The organism is Devosia salina, from assembly GCF_019504385.1.
Taxonomy (GTDB): Bacteria; Pseudomonadota; Alphaproteobacteria; order Rhizobiales; family Devosiaceae; genus Devosia; species Devosia salina.
The window spans coordinates 439741-457611 of record NZ_CP080590.1; the positions used below are offsets into that span (position 1 = coordinate 439741).

The following is a 17871-nucleotide window of genomic DNA, read 5'->3' on the forward strand; positions in this document are numbered from 1 at the left end:
TTGCCCCAGTCCAATTCGACATTCTTTGAAGAAGCGCTCGACGCCGCCCGCGGCACCTGGGCCCTGGTGTTGGGTCGCCCGGACGCGGCGCGTTATTTCGATTTTTCGCAGCGCGGGTTGATCGGCTCGTTCATTGCCCTGGTCCTCGCCATAACGATCAGTGTTTACGGGCCGATGCTGTTTGGCGCGCCGACTGTCCCGGGTGCTTCCACTGGCGCAATGCTGCTGTCGGTATTGGTATTCGCGCTGCAAATCGGCGCGGCCTATCTGGTCCTGCAGACGATGGGGCGGCTCGACGGTTTTGTGCCCTATCTGGTCGCCGACAATTGGGTGAATTTCTTCGTTTCAGCAGTCGGGGCGGTGAGTGTCGTCCTCCTGGGCGGCAGCGGCTTCGTCATGATCATCGTCGGCGTGGCGGCCATCATCATCGAGGTGAATATCGCCCGTCGTATCGTCACCCTGGCCCCGATGCAGATTGCGATCTTTATCATTGCCCAGATGGCCGCGAGCTTCGTGGGGCTGCTGGTCATCGGCGGCGCTCTTCTGGGCGCGATGGGCCCGCCGGCCTAGGGGTAGTCCACCCCGGTCAGGAAAAGCCCGGCGGCCGGCGCCATGGCGCCGCAGCGCTTGCGGTCGGCTGCATCCAGCGCCGCCCGGAAATCGGCGGGGCTCCATTTTCCCTCGCCAACCAGTTTCAGCGATCCCACCATCGAGCGCACCTGGTGATGCAGGAAGCTGCGGGCCGATGCGGTAATGGCGATCACTTCGTCATCCCCGGCCACCTCGAATACGTCAAGCGTGCGGATGGGCGAATTGGCCTGGCATTCCGAGGAGCGGAAGGTGGAGAAATCATGCTTGCCCAGGATGAGCTGGGCCGCCTCATGCATTCTTTGGGCGTCCAGCGACACCGGCACATGCCACACCTGGTTGCGCTCGATGGCGGCCGGCGCCCGGCGATTGAGGATGCGATATTCATAATGCCGCGCCGTCGCCGAAAACCGCGCCTCGAATGTCTCCGGCACTGCTTCGGCCTCGACCACCACCACCGGATAGGCCTTGAGGTGATAATTGAGCGCCTCGCGCACCCGGAACGGGTCCCAGTCCTTGGCAAGATCGAAATGCGCCACCTGTCCCAGGGCATGCACGCCCGCATCGGTGCGGCCCGCCGCCTGCGTGGTCACCGTCTCGCCTGAAAACCGGGCGATCGCCTCTTCCAGCGCCTGCTGCACGCTCATCCGGTCCGCCTGCCGCTGCCAGCCGCAGAACGGGGTTCCGTCATATTCGATGGTGAGCTTGAAGCGGGCCATCAGCTGACAGCGTCGGGCAGCGCACCGGCCCCACGTAGGAAAGTCGCCGCATCCATGGCGCCCTTGCCCTCGCGCTGCACCTGGGTCAGGCGTACCGCACCCGAGCCGCAGGCAATGGTCAGGTCATCGCCGATCAGCGTGCCAGGCGCACCGGAGGCATCAGCCACAGTCGATCGCAGCGCCTTGATGCGCACCGGCTTGCCGCCCAGTTCCAGCTCGAACCAGGCTCCCGGGAAGGGCGAGAGACCGCGGATGAGGTTGTGCACCTCTTCTGCAGATTTGGAAAAATCGATCCGCGCCTCGGCCTTGTCGATCTTGGCGGCGTAGGTCTCCCCGCTTGCCGGCTGCGGCGTAAAATCGAGGCTGCCGCGCTCCAGTGCCGCCAGCGCACGCCCCATCAGGTCGGCGCCCAGCCGCATCATCTGGTCGTGCAACTCGCCGGCTGTCATGTCCGGCCCGATCGGGATGATTTCGGTCGGGCCCATGGCACCGGTGTCGAGACCCTCGTCCATCTGCATCACCACGATGCCGGTCTGCCTGTCCCCCGCCATGATGGCGCGCTGGATCGGCGCCGCGCCGCGCCAGCGCGGCAGGAGCGAACCGTGCAGGTTCAAGCAGCCATGTTCGGGCGCTTCGAGGATGGGTTTGGGCAGTATCAGGCCATAGGCGACCACAACGGCAACGTCTGCGCCGAGCGATGCAAATTGCGCCTGCTCGGCTTCGCCCTTGAGCGAGCGGGGGGTGAAGACGGGTATGCCGAAGGCCTCGGCGGTCTCGTGCACCGGGCTCTTGCGCTCGGCCTGGCCGCGGCCGGCGGGCTTGGGCGCCCGCGTATAGACGGCCACCACTTCATGCCCGGCCGAGACGATTTCGGTCAGTGTCGGAACGGAAAAATCGGGCGTGCCCATGAAGATGACGCGCATGGGGCAGGCTCCCTGTGTCCGCAGATCGATGGTGGCAGATCAGCCGGCCGCGCGCTTGGCGGCCTTGTCGAACTTCTTGATCACGCGATCGCGCTTCAAGCGGCTGAGATAGTCGATATAGAGCACGCCATCGAGGTGATCGAGTTCGTGCTGGATGCAGACGGCCAGCTTGCCCTCGGCTTCCTTGACCACTTCCTTGCCCTCGAGATCGGTATATTTCACCGTCACGTCATTGGGCCGCTCGACCTCGTAATAGAGTTCGGGGATGGACAGGCATCCTTCCTCGGTCACCTGCATCTGCTCGCCGAAATGGGTGATTTCAGGGTTGATCATCACGAGCGGGGCAGGGGGCTCGCCCTCGCCCGCCAGGTCCATCACCACGATGCGCTTCATCACACCGATCTGCGGCGCAGCCAGGCCTATACCCGGCGCGTCATACATGGTGTCCAGCATGTCCTTGGCCAGCGCCTTGATCTCGTCATCGACCTCGATGATCGGGTCGGCAACGGCGCGCAGGCGCGCATCGGGAATGATCAGAATGGGGCGAATGGCCATGTCGAAAAGTCCGGCGAAGAGTGGATTGCCCCCGATATGGCGATTTCCGGCTTCGGGGTCAACTGTGCGGGCCTTCAATCACCCGCGCATGCGGAACATTTTGCGAACAGCAGAATCGCACTAGAGTGGGCCAATGCGCGATCTCGATACCATCGTCTTCACCCTGGGTGATTTTCCCGTCACCGCCGCCATGGCGCTCTTCGCCGGTGGCGTCGTGCTGCTTGTCGCCCTTGTCGTCTGGCTGGTGCTGTCCGCCCGCGCCAATGCTGCCCGGGCCGAGCAGGCTGCGCGCGAGGCGGCGGAAGGCCTCAAGGCCAGTTTCCTCGAACAGGTCGCCACCCGCGACGGCCGCATCCGCGACCTTGAAGTGCAGGTGGAGCGAGAGCGCGAACGGGCCAGTGACCTGCTCGATGCCGAGCGCGAGAAATCGAGCGGGCTTCAGTCCGAGCTGGCGGCCATGCGCACGCGGCTCGACGAACAGGCCCGCCAGAACGAAGCAAATTTGAAGCGCTTCATGGAAGCCCGCCAGCAGATGACCGACGAGTTCAAGGCCATTGCCGGCGAGGTGCTGCAAACCCATAGCGAGACCTTCACCAAGCAGAACCGCGAGCAGGTCGACACGCTTCTGAAGCCCCTGCAGGACAAGATCACCGAGTTCCACAAGAACCTCGTGGAAGACCGCTCGGCCATGGGTGAGCGCATCCGCGCGCTGGCCGAAAGCAATCTGCAGATCACCACCGAGGCGCAGAACCTGACGCGGGCGCTGAAGGGCAATTCGCAGACCCAGGGCGCCTGGGGCGAAATGATCCTCTCCACCATTCTCGAACAATCCGGCTTGCGCGAGGGCGAGCAATATTTCACCCAGCAGAGCCATGCCGGCGAGGACGGCCAGCGGGTCCGCACCGATGTCGAAATCCTCATGCCCAATGGCGACCGGCTGGTCATCGATTCCAAGGTCTCGCTGACGGCGTTCGAGGCCTTTGTGAACAGTCCCGAGGATGACCGCGAGCAGCATCTGCGCGCCCATATCACCTCGGTGCGCGGCCATATCACCACGCTGGGCGACAAGACCTATCATCGCGCCGCCAAGTCCAGCCTCGACTATGTGATGATGTTCGTGCCCATCGAATCCGCGCTGGCCACCGCCATCCAGCACGACGCCAAGCTGGTCGAGTTCGGCATGGGCAAGGGCGTCATGCTGACGACGCCGACCACGCTGATGACCGTGCTGCGCACCGTGCGCAATGTCTGGGACATCGAAAAGCGCCATCAGAATGCCGAGGAGATCGCCGAGCGCGCCGGCCAGCTCTTCGACAAGGTGGCGGGCTTCCTTGGCACCATGGACCAGGTGGGCGATGCCATCGACAAGAGCCAGCGGGCCTATGCCAAGGCCCGGGACCAATTGACCTCCGGGCGCGGCAATGTGGTGCGTCAGGTCGAAATGCTGCGCGAACTGGGCGCCAAGTCCAGCAAACCCCTCCCCCAGGGTTGGGAAGGTGGGGCCGACGAGCCCCAGCCGGCCCTGCGGCTGGTCAAGGACGAGCCAGGCGACCTCAACTGAAAAAGCGGCATGTGATCGAACCCGCGCGGTGGTGATGCGTTCCTTCCCTGTGAAACTGCATAAGGGAGGCCGACATGGTGCAGAACCACGATCATCCGGGCAGTCTGGTGCCCCAGGAAACCAGTTTCGACAACGCCGATACGCCCGGTATCGCCCAGCCCTACAGCCAGAGCGAAATCGAGGACCTGCTTTACGGTGATGACCGCCCCGCGCGGGATCGGCTCGAGCGCCTGCGCGAAATGAGGGCCGAGGCGGCGGCGCGCGAAAGTGGCGATTTCGGCGGACAGGACCCCGTGCCCCTGCTCGAGGAACTTGATCGCGCCATCGCCGAATTGCAGCGTGATCTCGACAATACCGATGACACCGGCAATGTCGATGCGGCCATGGCATCCGATCCGGCCGACCATCTCGATGCCCTTGCACCGGACGATACCGAGGCCCGCGAAGCCCTTATCGGCGAGGACGAGTTCTATGAAGAAGATGAGGACGGCCCTGTCGACGACGACCACGTCTGGCATGGCAGCGAAGAATTCGACCCGCATCTGCACTAGGGTTGCAACGCGCTGAGAGGCCGGCTGTCACCCCACCCTCATTCCTTCTCCTCTCAAATCTCTCCACCGGAGAGATTTGCCCTTCGGGACAAGTCGAAGCCCATCAAGGGGAGGGAGGCGCAGGCCGCAATGCTGGTGTTCATCCACTCCCTCCCCCCATGTGGGGAGGGTAGTGCAGCTAGCCCCAGTGGGGCGTAGCGAAACTAGGGTGGGGGTATCTTTGTGTGGATCGAAACCGCTAGCGCAATCAGCCCGGCTAAATCACCGTCCGCGCCTTGAGCGCCTGGCTCAGCGTGCCCTCGTCGAGATAGTCCAGCTCCCCGCCCACCGGCACGCCATGGGCCAGGCGGGTCACCTTGATATTCGTGCCCGCGAGCCGGTCGGTGATGTAATGGGCGGTGGTCTGGCCTTCCACGGTGGCGTTCATCGCCAGCACGATTTCCGAATAATCATGCGCTCGCGCGATCAGCCCTTCGAGGTTGAGGTCATCCGGCCCCACCCCGTCGAGCGGCGACAGCACCCCGCCCAGCACATGATAGCGCACCTGGCCCACCCCGGCGCGCTCCAGCGCCCAGAGGTCGGCCACGTCCTCCACCACGATCAGGATGCCGCTTTCCCCACGCTGCGGATCAGCGCAGATCGAGCAGGGACTTGTCGTATCCACATTGCCGCAGACTTCGCAGCTTTTCACGGCCACGACCGCGCGGTCCAGCGCCGCTGACAGGGGCAGCATCAGCTGCTCCTTCTTCTTGATCAGGTGCAGCACCGCCCGCCGCGCCGAGCGCGGGCCAAGCCCCGGCAGGCGCGCCAGGAGCTGGATCAGCTGTTCGATTTCAGGTCCGCAGGTGGCCAATCTGGCACCAGCCTAGAACGGCAGCTTCATGCCCGGCGGAATGGGCAGGCCCGCGGTCACTTCGGCCATCTTGCGCTGCGCTTCGGCCTCGCTCTTGCCCTTGGCGTCGTTATAGGCGGCCACGATCAGGTCCTCGACCACTTCGGCATCCTCGGGCTTGAGCAGCGACGGATCGATCTTGAGCCCGCGCATGTCGCCCTTGCCGCTCAGCGACACGCTCACCATGCCGCCGCCCGAGCGCCCTTCAACCACAAGCTCGGCCAGCTCGGCCTGCATGGCCTCCATCTTGGCCTTCATCTCGCCGGCGGCCTTCATCATGCCCATGATGTCTTTCATTCGTCGTCCTCTTCAAGTGGGGGTGGCGCCAGTTCGGCTGGTGCGGCTTCCTCGTCGCGCACCGACACGTTCACCAGCTTGGCCCCGGGAAATGTCTCCAATATGGCCTTGACCAGCGGATCGTCATGCGCGGCGGCGGTGGCCGCCTCCTTGCGCTGTTCCTTCTCCTGCCGGATGGTCAGACCCTCCGGCGCCTTGGTCGAGACCATCACCAGCCAGCGCTGCCCGGTCCAGGTCTGCAGCCTGGCCGAAAGCGTGGCGATGATACCCGGATCGGCACCATCGCTCAGCGCCACCTCGATGCGGCCCTGCTCGAAACTGACCGGCCGCATCTGGCTTTCCAGCGCCAGCTTCACCAGCACGTCGCGCTTCGCCGCCGCCAGCGCGATCAGGTCCTTGTAGCTGGCCACACTTGCCAGAGCCGGCTGGGCAACCGCTTGTGGCCGCGTCGCCGGAATCGCGGGCGAGGGCGGTGCGACGGCCGCAGGCGCAGGCGCCGATTGCACGGCTTCCATGCGCATGGCCGAAGCGCCGCCCGAGGGGCCGCGTGGCGGCAGTTGCGGGGCGCTCGATCCGCTGGGCAGGTTGCCCTGCTGGGTCAGCTTCGAAATCACCTCGTCCGGGCTGGGCAGGTCCGCGGCAAAGGCCAGCCGGATCAGCGTCATTTCCGCCGCCTGCAGCGCATTGCCGGCCCGCGCCGTTTCCTCATTGCCCTTGAACAGGATCTGCCAGGCGCGGGTCAGCGCCCGCATGGGCAGGCGCTGTGCGAGGTCCGCACCGCGCGTCCGCTCATCGGGCGTCAATGAGGCATCGTCGGCCGCGGCCGGCACCACCTTGATGCGGGTCACCAGATGGGTGAATTCGGCCAGGTCCGCCAGCAGGGTCTGTGGGTCGGCACCCAGGTCATAGAGTTCGCGCAGCGCTGTCAGCGCTTCGGCGATGCGGCCACCCATCAGGTCTTCGAACAGGTCGATGATCCGCGCCCGGTCGCCCAGTCCCAGCATCGCCTTCACGGTCGCCGCCGTGACCGATCCATTGCCATGGGCAATGGCCTGGTCGAGCAGCGAGAGGGAGTCGCGGGCCGATCCCTCGCCGGCGCGCACGATCATGGCCAGCGCGTCCGGTTCGAAGCCGATGCCCTCCTGCCCGAGGATTTTTTCCAGATAGGCCGACATCACCTCGGCGGGGATGCGCCGCAGGTCAAAGCGCTGGCAGCGCGACAGGATGGTGATCGGAACCTTGCGGATTTCCGTCGTCGCGAAGATGAACTTCACATAAGGCGGCGGCTCTTCGAGCGTTTTCAGCAGCCCGTTGAAGGCGGCCGTCGAGAGCATGTGCACCTCGTCGATCACATAGACCTTGTAGGGCGCCGATACCGGCCCGTATTTGACCGAGTCGATGATCTCGCGGATGTCGTTGATGCCGGTATTGGAGGCGGCGTCCATCTCCACCACGTCCACATGCCGGCCCTCGATGATGGCGCGGCAATGCGTGCCTTCTGTCTCCAGGTCGAGCGTGGGGTGGCGCCCGGTCTCGTCCTCGTAGTTGAAGGCGCGGGCCAGGATGCGGGCGGTGGTCGTCTTGCCCACGCCGCGCACGCCGGTGAGGATGAAGGCATGGTGGATCCGGTTCTGCGCAAAGGCATTGCCCAGCGTCTGCACCATGGCATCCTGGCCCACCAGGGTCGAGAAATCGCGCGGGCGGTATTTGCGCGCCAGCACCAGATAGGGCGTGGTCTGGGTTTCAGCCATGCCGTCCTGCCTTGTCGCGCATCGGGAATCTGCCTTGCATCATGGTCCCGACCATAGGGCAATGGCGCGCCGACCGCAAAAGCTCGACGCCATGTTGCGGGGCCCAAAGCCCGGTCTTGAACAGGGAATTGCAGTAGGAGGCTGGCATCGACCCGTGAGGATCTCGTTGGGGCTGCTTCCTTCCGGACCTGACCCGGTTGGCGAGGAACACGTCCGCGCCAACCTCCCGGGGCCTATATGCGAATTTATTGGGCCGGATGCAAGGGTGTGTCCGAACCGGGACGCATCAAATGGCCGTGGCCGCCATGCTGCCGGCGCACCATGTCGATGAACTGCCGATAGATCATGGGCCGGCCAAACAGCCACCCCTGGGCATATTGCACGCCCAGCTCGCGCAGCATCTGCGCCTGTTCGGCAGTCTCCACGCCCTCGGCAATCATCTTGAGGTTGAGCGATTTGGCCATATCGATGATATGGGCCACCACGCTGCTGGTCGCGGCGCCGGTGCCCAGCGAATCCACGAAGGCCTTGTCGATCTTGAGATAGTCCAGCTCCAGCGCCTGCAGGGTCGAAAGGCTGGAATAGCCGGTGCCGAAATCATCGACGGCCACCAGGACGCCGCTCATACGCAGCTTGCGGATAATGGGGCCCGCGGTCTCGGGGTCCGTGAAGCTGCGCTCGGTGGCCTCCACCATCAGATTGCCCGATCGCGCCCCGGTCGCTTCGGTCAGGGTGTCGATCAGCGACAGGGTCTGGTGGTCGGCCAGGTCCGCCGCCGACAGGTTGATGCCCAGATGCAGCGACGGGAATTCCCTGAACAGCCCGGCTGCGTCCAGGCAGGCCAGGCCCACCACCCGCCGGGAAATCTGCTGGATCAGCCCGGCCTCCTCGGCAGAGGGAATGAAGATGTCCGGTCGGATCAGTTCCGTCCCGTGCCTGAAGCGCAGCAGCGCCTCCGCGCCAGCCCATTTGCCGGTCACCAGATCGACCACGGGCTGGTATTCCAGGTAGAATTCGTTGCGCCGCAGCCCTGCGCGGATGAGATTGGGCATCGAACGCTGTTGCCGCGCCAGATAGACAATGGCAATCGCCAGGATCGCCCCGGCCGCTATTCCCACCGGCAGCGCGACCAGCGCCACGCTCTGGATGCGGCTATTGAGCTGGGCAATGGGCAGCGCGACAACCGCCCCGATCTGGAAACGACCCGAGGGTGCCACCACCACCAGATTGCCGTTCTCTATGAACTGTCGCGTGGTGCCGCCGTTGGCTGTTTGCAGCCAGGCCGGATCGATAAAGCCGCGTTGCGTCAGGATTTGCCCACTTTGTTGGGAATAAGTGGCCAGCGAGACATCGGGGACGTCCAGTGCCGTGTCGATCGGCAGGTCCTTGTGGATGATCGTGGCATAGCCGGCCGCCTCGACCACCAGGAAGCTCGAGCCTTCGGCAAAGGGCAGGGTGACATTGGTGCGGATCTTGACGCCCGAGCTCTGCACCACGTCGACCGGACCCAGGTTGAGCTTGGTGCCCCCCAGGCCTAGCGACGAGCAGACCAGCCGGTCGCCCTCAATCCGCCCGATGGCCTGGATATAGCTCGACGCCAGGTCGATATGGCGCATCAGCGCCACGCTCTGGTCGCTGCAGCCCTCGGGGTCATTGAGCGCGGCGAGCCGGTTGATGCCGTCAAGGATTTGCTCGGAGGTCCCCTCGGACCGGCGCAGCACATCCTGGGCATAGCCCATGGCGCGGCCGAACTCCGCATTGGTGGCCTCGCGGTCGGCGAAATAGATCGAGAGCGCCACAGGCACGAGAATGGCCAGGAGCGCGGCCACCAGCGTGGCGATCAGGGCAATATGCTTCCGGATAGCCGACAAGTTCTGGGTCCACACCCTGCACTCAGTTCCGGCAAAAGCTAGCGCAACTGTGTTGACAACTTCCTAGAGCCTGCCCGGGCCGTGCCTTGATGGGCAAGTCAGGGAGCGGTGCGTTGCGCCGGCTCGCCGCCTTCCCGATGCGGCCGCGGCGGGTGGACCAGGGTCACCAGCACCACCGAAATCAGCATCAGCAGATACCACGAGCCGAGCTTGCTCCAGCTCACCACAGACCAGCCATCTGCCTGCTCGGGATAGATCCAGGCCCGCGACCAGGTGCCGATATTCTCGGCCACCCAGATGAACAGCGCCACCAGCAGGAAGGCCAGCAGCATGGGCATGCGGTGGGCAAAGCGAAACACCCGGTAATGCATCCAGCTGCGCCAGTAGAGCAGCGCAATCGCCGCGAACAGCAGCCAGCGGAAATCAAACATGTAGTGGTGCGTGAAGAAGTTCACATAGATCGCAAGCGCCAGCACCGCGGTCATCCAGATCGGCGGGTAGCGCGTGAAGCGGATGTCGAAGATGCGCTGGATACGCGCCATATAGCTGCCAACGCAGGCATACATGAAGCCGGAAAACAGCGGTACGCCGGCAATCCGGATCAGCGCCGGTTCGGGGTAGATCCATGAACCGGCCGCGGTCTTGAACAATTCCATCCCGGTTCCCACCAGGTGAAAGATCAGGATGACCCGCGCCTCGTCAAGCGTCTCCAGGCGAAACACGATCATGCCGAGCTGGATCGTCAGCGCCGTCAGAAACCAGAAGTCATAGCGGTGAAGCCCGATCTCCGGCCACCACAGCCGGGTGGCCAGGATCATCCCCAGCATCAGCCCGCCGAACAGGCAGGCCCAGGCCTGTTTCAGTCCGAACACCAGGAACTCGATCAGCCCGTCCGCAAGCGGTCCGCGCGGCGTCCGGGCCAGCACAGCATGGGCGCCGCGGTCGATCGCCGCTTCCACACTCGTGAACCGATTGGCCATGCCCCGCCCTTGCCCGAACCATCCCGGCTGGTTATGCCCATGGGAAGTACGCCGAATTGTGGCGTCCGGCAAACAGGGAGTTCGCCTTGGCCAAACGCCGCCATCCCACCTCCATGCGCACATCGGGCGAGGATATCGCCGTATCGCGCAAGGCCCCCGATACGCCCCAGACGCGTAGCGCGGCCTATCGGCTGGCCTTTGCCGACGATGAATTCATGACCTCGGAAGACACGCGCGGCGTCCGCTTCCAGCTCGAATATCTCAAGCCCGAATTCCGCCTGCGCGAACACGGCATCAATTCCACAGTGGTCCTGTTCGGCGGCGCGCGCATTCCCGAGCCGGGCAAGCCGGCCTGGGCCGCCAAGAACGAGACCCAGCGCCGCAATCTCGAGGCCGCGTCACGCTATTATGACGAGGCCCGCAAGTTCGCCCAGCTCGCCTCGCAGACCGCGGCCTCGCTCGATTTCAAGGAATTCGTGGTGACCACCGGGGGCGGTCCGGGCGTCATGGAGGCAGGCAATCGCGGCGCGGCCGATATGGGCGCGCCCTCTATCGGCCTCAACATCGTGCTCCCACATGAGCAGGCGCCCAATCTCTATGTGACGCCCGATCTGAGCTTCAACTTCCACTATTTCGCCACCCGCAAGATCCACTTCCTCATGCGCGCCAAGGCGGTGGCGGTGTTTCCGGGCGGCTTCGGCACGCTGGACGAATTTTTCGAATCGCTCACCCTGATCCAGACCGGCCGGATGGAACGCATCCCCATGCTGCTCTTCGGCAAGGATTTCTGGACCCGTGTGATCAATCTCGAGGCGCTGGCGGAAGCCGGCACGATTTCGCCTGAGGACCCGGACCTCTTCACCCTCGTGGACACGGCCAAGGAGGGCTGGGACGTGGTGCGCCAGTTCTACAATCTCCCCCAGATGGGCGAGCCGGTCTGGCGCGGTGGCTAATAGCTCTTTTCCGGCAATGGGATGAACTCGGTCTCGTCGGGAACGGGGGCGAAGCGGGCCTGCTTCCAGTCCTCCTTGGCCTCTTCGATCCGCTCCTGGCTCGAGGACACGAAGTTCCACCAGATATAGCGCGGCCCCTCAAGCGCCGTGCCACCCAGGAACATCATCCGCGCCGGTGTCACTGCCCTGACGGTGATGGCGTCGCCCGGCCGGAACACCAGCAGGCGCGGCCCTTCAAATTCGTCCCCGGCAATCGCCACCGTGCCATCCACCACATAGATAGCACGCTCTTCGTATTGCGTGTCGAGCGGCGCACTCATGCCGGCCCCCAGTGCCACCTCGACATAGAACCAGTCCGAGACCATCGCCACCGGGGCGGTCTTGCCGAAGGCCGAGCCCGCAATCACCCGGGCCGAAAGGCCGGTATCACGCACCATGGGCAGGTCTTCGGCCGCGAAATGCTGGAAGCTGGGATCGATTTCCTCCTGGCCCTCTGGCAGGGCGATCCAGCTCTGCAGGCCCAGCATGGTCTGGCCCTGCGCCCGCTCCACCTCCGGCGTGCGCTCCGAATGGGCAATGCCGCGCCCGGCGGTCATCAGGTTCATGGCGCCGGGGCGGATGTCCTGCACATGGCCCTCGCTGTCGCGATGGGTGATCTTGCCATCGAAGAGATAGGTGACGGTGGAGAGCCCGATATGGGGGTGCGGCTTCACATCCATGCCCTGCCCGGCCAGGAATTGCACCGGCCCGAAATGATCAAAGAAGATGAACGGCCCTACCATCTGCCTCTTGCCATGGGGCAGGGCGCGCCGCACCGGAAAGCCGCCCCCCAGGTCGCGGGTGCGCGGCACCACGACAAGGTCCAGCGCATCGCAGCTCTGGGTATCGCCGGCAATGGGGTCATAGTCTGGCAGCCAAGTCATCGCCGCACTCCACTGGATTGATGCGGGCCAATCAAACGCCCTCACCCGCGGCCCTGTCGAGGCGGCACAATCGTGTAACCGCCTCAGCCGCCGCGCTTGCTGCTGCTCTGGTTGGCCAGCCCGCTGATGGTGGCGCGCAGGGCGGCCGGCTTGACCGGCTTGGTGATGACGGCAATGCCGCGATCCTCGGCCAGTGCCCGCACCGCGGGGCTGCGGTCCGCGGTCACCAGGGCCGCAGGCAGGTGCCCGCCCAGATTGTGCCGCAACCATTCGATCGCATCGAGCCCCGAGGTTTGGTCGAGGTGATAATCCATCAGCACCAGGTCGGGATACCAGCCTTCCAATAGGCGTTCGCGGTCGATCTGCTTGAGCGAGAGGGCCGTGCGCACATCGCAGCCCCAATGGGTCAGCAACCCCTCCATCGCTTCCAGGATCGCGCGCTCATTGTCCACGCAGAGCACTTTGAGGCTCAGCGTGCCGAAGCCGGGCTCGCCCATGGGTGTTTCCGCTTCGCTGACCGGCCGGACATTGCGCACCGCCGGCAGGTAGAGCGAGAACCGCGATCCATGACCCTCGCGGCTGTCGAGTTCGAGCGTCAGGTCGAGCGCCGACACCAGGCGCTGCACGATGGAAAGCCCCAGCCCCAGCCCCTGGGCCATGCGCGCGCCGCGTTCAAGCCGCGAGAACTCGGCGAACACGAGGCGATGCTGGTCGCGGTTGAACCCAATGCCGGTATCGACAACGTCCAGCCGCCAGCGATTGCCACGCTTGCGCAGCCCCACCAGCACCTTGCCACCCACCGGCGTGTACTTGATGGCGTTCGACACCAGGTTCTGCACAATCCGTCCGACCAGCGACCGGTCGGCAAGCACATTGGCTTTTGTGGCCACGATGCGCAGTGAAATCGAGCGCTCACGCGCCATGGGGCCGAATTCCACCTCGGTCTTCTTGAGCAGGTCCTGCGCCCGGATGGGCATTGGGGCAGGCTTCAGCGCCCCGCTGTCGATGCGGGAGATGTCGAGCAGCGCCGACATGATGTCCTCGACGGCGGTCAGCGAGGCCTCGATGGAATTGGCCAGCTCGGCAAAGGCGGTCGACTTGGCGCGTTCGATAAGCGTCGAAGTATAGAGTCGCGCCGCATTGAGTGGTTGCAGCAGGTCGTGGCTGGCCGCCGCCAGGAACCGCGTCTTGTCATGGTTGGAAGCATCGGCCTTGGCGCGGGCCACTTCCAGTTCGGAATTGACCTGCTTGAGCGCCGATGTGCGCTCCTCCACGCGATGCTCCAGGGTCTGGTTGATCTGCTCGAGCTGCTGTTCGGCCCGCACCCGGGCGGTCACGTCCGAAAAGCTGATCACGAGGCCGCCATTGGGCAGGCGGCTCGAATAGAACTCCAGCGCCTGGCCGGTCTTGCCCTGCCTTTGGGTGACCGAAGTGGGTGCGCCCGTCAGCACCTTGATGCGCTCGATCGCCAGCTGCGCTGGATCACCGGCCCCCAGATCGCCACGCTCGGCCATGAACAGGGCGATGTCGAACAGCGCCGAGCCAGCGCGCACGAGATCGGCCGGCAGGGCCAGCAGCGTGTTGTAGCGTTGGTTGGACGCGACCAGCCGCAGCCCGGCATCGAACACGGCGACGCCTTGCGGAATATGGTCCATGGCCAGCGTGATGGCCCGGACGGGATCGTGGTCGAGCAGCGTCATGGCGCAGTGAACCCGGGCTGGACAGTCGTGACTGTCTTATCGGCCCGCCACCCAAGCGGCGCAAGACCACCATTGGACCCATTGATTTTGCACGCAAAGCCCGGCAATCGTTAAGTCCGGTTAACCGTTCCGGCCGGCTGAGTGGGACAACAGGGACCAAGCGCGAGGGTTGAGATGAGCGTCTTCAAGGAATTTCGGGATTTTGCCATCAAGGGCAACATGATCGATCTGGCGATCGGTGTGATCATCGGTGCGGCTTTCGGAGCCATCGTCTCCTCGATCGTGGACGACATCTTCATGCCGCTCATTGGCCTTATCATTGGTGGCATCGACTTTTCCAACCTGTTCATCGTCCTCTCCAACCCCAATGATGTCGCGGTCCCCTCGATCGCCGCGGCCAAGGAGGCGGGCGTCGCCACCCTTAATATCGGCCTCTTCATCAATGCGGTGGTCAAGTTCACCATCATCGCCTTCGTGCTGTTCATGGTGGTCAAGGGCATCAATTCCATGAAGCGCGAGGCCGCCAAGGAACCGGTCGAAACCACGCCGGCCCCCTCCAAGGAGGAAGTCCTGCTTACCGAAATTCGCGACGCGATCCGCGCCGGCAGCAAGAGCTGAGCCTGAAGCCGGCAGCGATGCCGGCTTTGTTTGGGTTAAGGTATAGGAATATTGTCGTTGACAGTCGCGGTAGGCGAATATATCCCTAGACTCTAGGTAGTACATCCTACGCATTCCGCGTATTTGTTCGTATCGGACGGCGCGACCACTTAGAGCAAACTACACTTGCGGGACACCGGGGCAGAGGTGCAGCGCTGGCAGAGTGTGCGCTCTGCCAGGCGGAACGTTGCGTGTCCGGGCTTGTCCGGTTCTGGAAATGAACCTGCCGGAAGGGGCTATGGCATGAACACGCATACCTATTACCACGCATTTCTCAATCGGGACCGTCTGGTCCATATCGTTGACCCGGATGCCGGGACCTGCGAGGCGCTGAGCGTGCTGTTCCGGCTCGAAGGTTTCCAGACCGTGTTCTCCCTTGAACCAGCCCATTTCGCCGTCGCCGTCGAACGGCGCCGGCCCGATGTGGTGGTCGCCAATCTTGATCTTGGCGAGGAAAGCGGCCTGGGCGTGCTGCGCCGCGTCAAGGCGCTGCGCACCGGCGCGCCGGTGGTGATGCTCGCCAATACGCCACGGGTGGACGCCGCCGTGACGGCCATGAAGCTCGGGGCGACCGATGTCCTGGCCAAGCCCATCGACAGCGAAATGCTGCTCACTGTCATCCGCGATGCCTTGCGCAAGGATGTGCATCTGGGCGCCATGCAGGCGGGCAGTCGCGCAGTCGAAGTGCGGGGCTTCTCCCAGCTCGCTCCGCGCGAGCGCGAAGTGCTGCAATTGATCACCAATGGCCAGTCCAACAAGGAGGCCGGGCGCGAACTGGGCATCTCCCCGCGCACCATCGAGGTGCATCGCGCCCGGGTCATGGAAAAGCTCGGCGCCCGCAACACCGCCGACCTCCTCCGCATCGTCCTGACTTCGTAGCGTGAAGAAATCGCTCCAGTGAAGCGATTTTAGCGGAGAAGGCCATGAGAGCTACGCTCGAATGGCGAGGTAGCCGGTCCGCAGGATCAATCGCTCCAGTGGAGCGATTGAAGGCAAGAAGGCCATGAGAGCTACGCTCGAATGGCGAGGTAGCGTGCCCGAAGGGCGAGTGGCGCCAGTGGCGCCACGAAAGCGGAGAAGGCCATGAGACTCCGACCCGTCCCGCAGGGCCGGGCACGCCGGTGGCGTGACCGGAGGCGAGGAGGCCACGAGACCTATGGTCGAGTGGCGGCTCGAGTGGCGAGGTAGCGTGCCCGAATGGCGAGTGGCGCCACGAAAGCGGCGCGAGCGGAAAAGAGCCGCTCCAGCGCCTCCTATTCGGCGCCGAACGCAGTAATGTGGCCCCGCCAATAGACGAACTCTCCGGCGGGCAGTTGCCAGGCCACTTCGGCGGTCAGGGGAAGGCGGTATCCGCCGATCACGTCGTAACTGGAGAAGTGGCCCAGCCATGGCGTGGGCACAGTCGTGCCATCGACATCGCGGGGTCGGTCCGCCGCACTGGCGGCGATGACATCGCCGGCCGCATCGAAATGCAGCAGCACACGCGCCAACCCGCCAATGGTCTCGAGCGAAACCGCGACGGTGTCCGCATCCACCTGCTCCCAATGCAGGTCCGGTGCGTTGAGGATGGCGTCGGGATTGAATGGCAGTTCGGCCAGATAGCGCATGGCCTCGCCCCTGGCGGTTTCCGGCCCGACGCTTTGGGCAACGGTGAGCACCCCGCCCACACGCGCCTCCAGGGTGCCGATCCCGTCCACATAGCTGTCCACGACCGACACCGGAACCACTGATGCCATCTTGCCCCGAGCCTGCCAGACGAAGCCCGGCCGCCGGGTAGCGAAGACCTGCTCGGCAGCAAGCTCGAAATAGGCCTGATCCGGTGCCAGCCGCATTTCTGCCTGCTGCTGCATCACCATCGTTTCTGGACCGCCACGCCGGCCGCCATTGCGTTCGGCAAAGGCGCGCACCAGGTCCGGCAGGGCGGCAATGTCGACCGGGCCGCTTGCCTGGACGGCCAGCAATTGCCGGCGTTGCGCCTCGATCCCCTGTGCGAACTGCACCGACCTGAAGACGGCAACGAGAACCAGGCCCACAACAACAACGCCGACGATCAGCATGAAAGGCCTGATATCAGTCCCCCTGGGAGGGCCCATTGCCCCCTTCGCTGGAGTCATCCTTGGTGCGAACGATCTCGATGCTCACGCGGGCCGCCAGGCCGGCAATGGCGCCGATGGCGGCGAGCCAGGGAGCGGTGAGCACCACCACCCCGCCGGCGATGGCGCCAGTGGTGAGCGGGATTTCAAGAAAGATCTGGCCGTTCTCGGCACGAATGCGCAGCAGCCTGATATTGCCCTCGGCCACCAGTTCCTTGATCCGTTCGATCAACTGGTGCCCGGCAATTTCGATCTCTTCGGAAAAGCTGCGGTCCCTCTGGTCCTCGCTCATGCGCGTCCCTCCATTGTCGGTGCGTCCACCAGGCCCCGTGCCCAGCTTGCCGCCCGTTCGATTTCATTGTCCTTGAGCGGTCCTTCCTGCCCCAGCACGACAAAGCCCGCCGTGTCGCCCACCATGGTGCAGCCATGCTCGGACAGCTCGCGATGCAGGCGTTCTGCCGCATAACCGCCCGCACCGATCACCCAGCGCAGCGGCGCCGGCTCGATGGTTTCAAGATCGAGGCGCGTGTCGAAAGCCGCTGCGCGGCCGGACAGGTCGGGGCGGCAGGCAAATTCCTGGATGGCCGGAGTGGGTCGGAAACCGCGCGTCGGCGATCCCACGATCAGCAGTTCGACATCGGAAAGGTCAAGATCGCGGGCCTCCTGGACCGAGGCAAGCCGGGTCTGGTGCGTGCGGGACAGTTCCTCGGCCATGGCCTTGGCGATCTGGCCGGTATTCCCGAAAATGCTGTCATAGACGATGAGGATGGACATGTCGTGCTCCCGCCGATCTGCGGGGCACCATGGCACGCAAATGCGGCCACGCCTTGATACCGGTCAAACTGGGTGCCGATTGG

18 protein-coding genes, 1 other RNA gene and 1 pseudogene are annotated in these 17871 nt (G+C 64.5%); 6 read left to right on the forward strand and 14 right to left on the reverse strand.

Annotation, left to right across the window (positions count from 1 at the left end):
- Positions 1-570, forward strand: a complete 570-nt coding sequence (locus K1X15_RS02110) for a hypothetical protein (RefSeq protein WP_220305854.1) — start codon at positions 1-3, stop codon at positions 568-570.
- Here K1X15_RS02110 and truA read toward each other — a convergent pair.
- The 3 genes from truA to def are packed head-to-tail and all read right to left on the reverse strand — an operon-like array spanning position 567 to position 2785.
- Positions 567-1307, reverse strand: coding sequence for a tRNA pseudouridine(38-40) synthase TruA (gene truA, locus K1X15_RS02115; RefSeq protein WP_220305855.1), 741 nt, complete (start codon positions 1305-1307; stop codon positions 567-569). The two genes, K1X15_RS02110 and truA, sit on opposite strands and share 4 nt — an antisense overlap.
- Entirely contained in the window at positions 1307-2230 is a 924-nt protein-coding gene (gene fmt, locus K1X15_RS02120) for a methionyl-tRNA formyltransferase (RefSeq protein ID WP_220305856.1), read from the reverse strand. The genes truA and fmt overlap by 1 nt, the downstream gene beginning before the upstream one ends.
- 39 nt (positions 2231-2269) lie before the next feature.
- Positions 2270-2785 (reverse strand): peptide deformylase, encoded by a 516-nt coding sequence (gene def / locus K1X15_RS02125; RefSeq protein ID WP_220305857.1) that lies wholly within the window; start codon positions 2783-2785, stop codon positions 2270-2272.
- A 133-nt stretch (positions 2786-2918) separates the two neighbouring features.
- On the opposite strand from def, the gene K1X15_RS02130 reads away from it, so the two are divergent.
- Both K1X15_RS02130 and K1X15_RS02135 read left to right on the forward strand, forming a co-directional pair.
- Positions 2919-4346 (forward strand): DNA recombination protein RmuC, encoded by a 1428-nt coding sequence (locus K1X15_RS02130; RefSeq protein WP_220305858.1) that lies wholly within the window; start codon positions 2919-2921, stop codon positions 4344-4346.
- A gap of 74 nt (positions 4347-4420) precedes the next feature.
- Entirely contained in the window at positions 4421-4897 is a 477-nt protein-coding gene (locus tag K1X15_RS02135) for a hypothetical protein (RefSeq protein ID WP_220305859.1), read from the forward strand.
- A 256-nt stretch (positions 4898-5153) separates the two neighbouring features.
- Here the strand turns inward: K1X15_RS02135 and recR are convergent, their stop codons facing one another.
- The 6 genes and pseudogenes from recR to K1X15_RS02165 form a co-directional block, all read right to left on the reverse strand.
- Entirely contained in the window at positions 5154-5750 is a 597-nt protein-coding gene (recR, locus tag K1X15_RS02140) for a recombination mediator RecR (protein ID WP_220305860.1), read from the reverse strand.
- Positions 5751-5762: 12 nt separating this feature from the next.
- The gene (locus K1X15_RS02145) at positions 5763-6086 is read right to left on the reverse strand and encodes a YbaB/EbfC family nucleoid-associated protein (protein WP_220305861.1); all 324 of its coding nucleotides are present in this window, start codon (positions 6084-6086) and stop codon (positions 5763-5765) included.
- A pseudogene (locus tag K1X15_RS02150) lies at positions 6083-7840 on the reverse strand (DNA polymerase III subunit gamma/tau); the annotation flags it as partial. The gene K1X15_RS02145 and the pseudogene K1X15_RS02150, both read right to left, overlap by 4 nt.
- Before the next feature lie 129 nt (positions 7841-7969).
- An RNA gene (gene ffs / locus K1X15_RS02155) (signal recognition particle sRNA small type) lies at positions 7970-8065 on the reverse strand.
- Positions 8066-8082: 17 nt separating this feature from the next.
- Positions 8083-9708, reverse strand: coding sequence for an EAL domain-containing protein (locus K1X15_RS02160; protein ID WP_220305863.1), 1626 nt, complete (start codon positions 9706-9708; stop codon positions 8083-8085).
- A 98-nt stretch (positions 9709-9806) separates the two neighbouring features.
- A complete protein-coding gene (locus K1X15_RS02165; RefSeq protein ID WP_220305864.1) occupies positions 9807-10688 on the reverse strand; it encodes a DUF817 domain-containing protein in 882 nt (293 codons plus the stop codon).
- Between the two features lie 113 nt (positions 10689-10801).
- Here K1X15_RS02165 and K1X15_RS02170 point away from each other — a divergent pair, with 113 nt between their 5' ends.
- Positions 10802-11641, forward strand: coding sequence for an LOG family protein (locus tag K1X15_RS02170; RefSeq protein WP_220307399.1), 840 nt, complete (start codon positions 10802-10804; stop codon positions 11639-11641).
- On the opposite strand, the gene K1X15_RS02175 is transcribed toward K1X15_RS02170, so the two are convergent.
- The gene (locus K1X15_RS02175; RefSeq protein WP_220305865.1) at positions 11638-12564 is read right to left on the reverse strand and encodes a pirin family protein; all 927 of its coding nucleotides are present in this window, start codon (positions 12562-12564) and stop codon (positions 11638-11640) included. The genes K1X15_RS02170 and K1X15_RS02175 overlap by 4 nt on opposite strands.
- 83 nt (positions 12565-12647) lie before the next feature.
- On the reverse strand, positions 12648-14264 hold the full coding sequence (locus K1X15_RS02180; RefSeq protein ID WP_220305866.1) for an ATP-binding response regulator: 1617 nt from the start codon (positions 14262-14264) through the stop codon (positions 12648-12650).
- A 174-nt stretch (positions 14265-14438) separates the two neighbouring features.
- Here K1X15_RS02180 and mscL point away from each other — a divergent pair, with 174 nt between their 5' ends.
- Together mscL and K1X15_RS02190 are read left to right on the forward strand one after the other, a co-directional pair.
- Positions 14439-14882: a large conductance mechanosensitive channel protein MscL gene (mscL, locus tag K1X15_RS02185; protein ID WP_220305867.1), complete on the forward strand. Its 444-nt coding sequence runs from the start codon at positions 14439-14441 to the stop codon at positions 14880-14882.
- Positions 14883-15164: 282 nt separating this feature from the next.
- Positions 15165-15800, forward strand: a complete 636-nt coding sequence (locus K1X15_RS02190) for a response regulator transcription factor (protein WP_220305868.1) — start codon at positions 15165-15167, stop codon at positions 15798-15800.
- A 374-nt stretch (positions 15801-16174) separates the two neighbouring features.
- On the opposite strand, the gene K1X15_RS02195 is transcribed toward K1X15_RS02190, so the two are convergent.
- Genes K1X15_RS02195 through K1X15_RS02205 form a run of 3 tightly spaced genes read right to left on the reverse strand, consistent with a single transcriptional unit; the run spans position 16175 to position 17788 of the window.
- Positions 16175-16978 (reverse strand): DUF6544 family protein, encoded by an 804-nt coding sequence (locus K1X15_RS02195; protein WP_220305869.1) that lies wholly within the window; start codon positions 16976-16978, stop codon positions 16175-16177.
- 13 nt (positions 16979-16991) lie between these two features.
- Positions 16992-17306, reverse strand: a complete 315-nt coding sequence (locus K1X15_RS02200) for a DUF4342 domain-containing protein (RefSeq protein ID WP_220305870.1) — start codon at positions 17304-17306, stop codon at positions 16992-16994.
- Positions 17303-17788 carry a flavodoxin family protein gene (locus K1X15_RS02205; RefSeq protein ID WP_220305871.1) on the reverse strand — a complete coding sequence of 162 codons (486 nt, stop codon included), beginning with the start codon at positions 17786-17788 and terminating at the stop codon, positions 17303-17305. The genes K1X15_RS02200 and K1X15_RS02205 overlap by 4 nt, the downstream gene beginning before the upstream one ends.
- Between the last annotated feature and the right edge of the window lie 83 nt (positions 17789-17871).